Source organism: Mesorhizobium sp. M7A.F.Ca.CA.004.04.2.1 (assembly GCF_004022825.1).
Classification (GTDB): domain Bacteria; phylum Pseudomonadota; class Alphaproteobacteria; order Rhizobiales; family Rhizobiaceae; genus Mesorhizobium.
This window is the reverse complement of the sequence record NZ_RZPH01000597.1, coordinates 1-3,781: the sequence shown is the minus strand read 5'-3', so window position 1 is coordinate 3,781 and position 3,781 is coordinate 1. Positions and strand designations below refer to the sequence as shown.

Below are 3,781 nucleotides of genomic sequence, written 5' to 3'. Positions count from 1 at the left end.
CCTTCATGGAGCCGATCCTGTTCAAGTCGGCCTGCGCCCGCGGCACGCAGGCCCGCATGAGCACGGAATATGTCAGCCATGTCCAGGATGCGGACGGCGTGACCACGACCTGCCACGATCGGCTGTCGGGCAAGGATTTCACCGTGCGGTCGAAGTTCCTCGTCGGCGCCGACGGCGGCAACTCGCTGGTGGCCGAGCATCTGGGCCTGCCGCTCGAGGGCAAGATGGGCGTTGGCGGCTCGATGAACATCCTGTTCAGGGCTGATCTCTCGAAATATGTCGCCCACCGGCCGAGCGTCCTCTACTGGGTCATGCAGCCCGGCGCCGACGTCGGCGGCATCGGCATGGGTCTCGTGCGCATGGTGCGGCCGTGGGACGAATGGCTGATCGTCTGGGGCTACGACATCAACCAGCCGCCGCCTGAAGTGACGCCGGAACTGGCCACCAGCGTCGCGCGTCAACTGGTCGGAGATCCCGCGCTCGAGATCGAGCTCCTGGGCGCCAACACCTGGACCGTGAACAACTGCTTCGCCACGCACATGCAGAAGGGGCGGGTGTTCATCATGGGCGATGCCGCGCACCGGCATCCGCCCTCGAACGGGCTCGGCTCGAACACATCGATCCAGGACGGGTTCAACCTCGCCTGGAAGCTTGCCAAGGTCGTCAAGGGGCAGGCGGGGGTCGGGCTTCTGGACAGCTTCTCGGCCGAGCGCGCACCGATCGCGCGCCAGATCGTGACACGGGCGAACCAGTCCATCGCCGAATTCGGACCGATCTTCGAGGCGCTCGGCATGGACGGCGGCGTGGATCACGACAAGATCCACAGGAACATGGAGGCTCGCGCCGATGCGACGCCCGTCGCCGAAGCGCAGCGCGAGGCGCTCCGCAAGGCCATCGCCTTCAAGAAGTACGAGTTCGACGCCCATGGCGTCGAGATGAACCAGCGCTATGCCTCCGGCGCGGTGGTGACCGACGGCCAGCGCGAGCCGCCTTTCGAGAAGGATCGCGAGCTGCATTATGCGCCGACAACGTGGCCCGGTGCGCGCTTGCCGCATGTCTGGGTCTTCGAGCGCTCCGGCAGGAAAGTCTCGACGCTCGATCTTTGCGGGCATGGCGAGTTCACGCTGTTGACCGGCATTGGCGGCGAGGCGTGGGTCGCAGCGGCGGAGACGGTGGGCGCGGAACTCGGTCTGCCGATCCGCAGCCATGTGATCGGCCCGCGTCGCGCGATCGAGGATCATACCGGCGACTGGGCCGGCGCGCGGGAGATCCGCGACAACGGCTGCCTGATCGTTCGTCCCGACCATCATGTTGCCTGGCGTTCCGAAACGCTGGCGGCCGATCCGGCGGCCGAACTGCGCCGGGTCTTCAAATCCGTTCTGGCGCGCTGAGGAGGATCGCATGATCGACGAACACGAATCCGGCTATTTCACCGAAGCGAACTCGGCCGAGGTCGTGGTGGCGCGGAACAGGAACGCCAAGGACGAGCGACTCAAAGAGGTGATGGAGGTCATCACCCGCAAGCTGCACGAGGCGGTGAAGGAGATCGAGCCGACACAGGAGGAATGGTTCGGCGCGATCATGTTCCTGACGCGGACAGGCCAGATCTGCAACGAGTGGCGGCAGGAATACATCCTGCTGTCGGATGTTCTCGGTGTCTCGATGCTGGTCGATGCGATCAACAACCGCAAGCCGTCGGGCGCCTCGGAATCGACGGTGCTGGGACCCTTCCACGTCGCCGATGCGCCCGAACTGCCGATGGGCTCGAACATCTGCCTCGACCAGAAGGGCGAGCCCATGTTCGTGCATGGCCGCATCCTCGATACCGAGGGCAAGCCGATCGCAGGCGCCAAGATCGACGTCTGGCAGGCCAATGACGAGGGCTTCTACGACGTGCAGCAGAAGGGCATCCAACCCGACTTCAACCTGCGCGGCGTCTTCCGCACCGGCGCGGACGGGCGCTACTGGTTCCGCGGCGTGAAGCCCAAATACTACCCGATCCCGGATGATGGCCCGGTCGGCAAGCTGCTGGGCGCCCTGGGGCGTCACCCCAATCGTCCGGCGCATCTCCACTACATCGTCGAGGCCGAGGGCTTCGAAGCGCTGACCACGCACATCTTCGACCCGGACGACCCGTACATCGATTCAGATGCCGTCTTCGGCGTGAAGAAGAGCCTGCTCGCCGAATTCCGCAAGATCGAGGACGCCGAAGCTGCCGCCAGGGTCGAGGTTGCGGCCCCGTTCTACGACGTGGAGTTCGATTTCGTGCTGTCGCACAAGGGAGGAAACTGATGGCCGCACTTGAAAAGATGTTCGATGTCAGAGGCAAGTCGGTGATCGTCACCGGGGGCGCCAGCGGCATCGGGCAGGCCTATGCCGAGATCATGGCCGAGCACGGGGCGAAGGTCTGTATCTTCGACCTGAACCCTGCCGGGCTTGACACGACCGTGGCCGCGATCAGGGCGGTGGGTGGCGATGTCTGGGGCCAGGTTGTCAATGTCGGCGACCGCGCGGCCATGGCCGCAGCCTTCGACAAGGTCGCCGGGAAGGCGGGCTCGATCGATGTCGTGTTCGCCAATGCCGGGATCGATGCCGGGCCGGGCTTCAACACCCCGACGGGCGAAAGGAACCCCGAGGGCGCCATCGAGAACCTGCCCGACGAGCACTGGGACAAGGTGATGGAGATCAACCTGACCTCGGTCTACACCACGATCAAGCATGCCGTCCGGCACATGAAGCCGAATGGCGGCGGCCAGATCATCGTCACGTCGTCCATTGCATCGCTGATCAACGAGAGCATCGTGGGCACGCCCTACATGCCCGCCAAGGCCGCGGTGAACCATCTCGTTCGCCACATGGCGATGGAGCTTGGCGCCTACAACATCCGCATCAATGCCATCCTGCCCGGACCGTTCATCACCAACATCGCCGGCGGCCGGCTGCGCAATCCGGCGGACCGCAAGGCCTTCGAGGCCCAGTCGCTGCTCGGTCGGATCGGCGACCCGGAAGAGATCAAGGGCCTGGCGCTTTATCTGGCGTCGCCGGCCGCGTCTTACGTCACGGGCTCGCTGATCGTAATCGATGGCGGCTCACTGCTGAGGATGACCTGAAGCCGCTTTGAACTGAGACCGGTCCCGTGGGCCGGAGAAACTTAACCCAGGGAGGAACCGACGATGAGCTACTACAACAGACTGGTGAAATCGGGCTTGCGGCCCAGCCGCCGAAGCGTCCTGAAGGGGATTGGAGCCGGCCTTGCCGCCAGCACGCTTGGCATGCCGGCCTATGTGCGCGCCGCGACGGCGGGAAAGATCAAGCTCGGCTATCTCAGCCCGACGACCGGACCGCTCGCCCTGTTTGGTGAAACGGATGGCTACACCTTGCAGAAGATCCGCGCCCTGCTCGGCGGCCAACTGCAATGCGCCGACGGCAATACCTACGAAATCGAGATTCTTGACCGCGACAGCCAGTCCAATCCGAACAAGGCATCGGAAATCGCCGGCAATCTGATCCTGAACGACGAGGTGCATCTGCTCGTGCCGGCCTCGACCACCGACACGATCCTGCCCGCGGCCGAGCAGGCCGAGCTTTATGAAACGCCCTGCATTTCCTCGGGCGCTCCCTGGCAAGCGGTGATCATGCCGCGCGGCGGCGGCAAGCAGACCTTCGACTGGACCTATCATTTCTTCTGGGGCCTCGACGAGGCGTTGAACACCTTCGTCGGGCTCTGGAACCATCTGGAGACCAACAAGAAGGTCGGGATGCTGTTCCCCCAGAACATCGA

At 64.5% G+C, this 3,781-nt stretch carries 4 protein-coding genes; all 4 read left to right on the top strand.

The window, feature by feature from the left end; all coding sequences use genetic code 11:
* A partial coding sequence (locus tag EN893_RS23395; RefSeq protein WP_128361806.1) for an FAD-dependent monooxygenase occupies positions 1-1,391 on the top strand: 1,391 nt, incomplete at its 5' end.
* A gap of 10 nt (positions 1,392-1,401) precedes the next feature.
* Positions 1,402-2,292, top strand: coding sequence for an intradiol ring-cleavage dioxygenase (locus EN893_RS23390; protein ID WP_127266432.1), 891 nt, complete (start codon positions 1,402-1,404; stop codon positions 2,290-2,292).
* The gene (locus tag EN893_RS23385; protein ID WP_127266431.1) at positions 2,292-3,110 is read left to right on the top strand and encodes an SDR family NAD(P)-dependent oxidoreductase; all 819 of its coding nucleotides are present in this window, start codon (positions 2,292-2,294) and stop codon (positions 3,108-3,110) included. The genes EN893_RS23390 and EN893_RS23385 overlap by 1 nt, the downstream gene beginning before the upstream one ends.
* A 63-nt stretch (positions 3,111-3,173) precedes the next feature.
* Positions 3,174-3,781, top strand: a 608-nt coding sequence (locus tag EN893_RS23380; RefSeq protein ID WP_164901045.1) for an ABC transporter substrate-binding protein, incomplete at its 3' end; no start/stop codon positions are given.

Bases quoted from the DNA above. Each gene is read 5' to 3' on its own strand.
- EN893_RS23385 (WP_127266431.1), top strand. From the start codon at position 2,292: ATGGCCGCACTTGAAAAGATGTTCGATGTCAGAGGCAAGTCGGTGATC.
- EN893_RS23390 (WP_127266432.1), top strand. From the start codon at position 1,402: ATGATCGACGAACACGAATCCGGCTATTTCACCGAAGCGAACTCGGCC.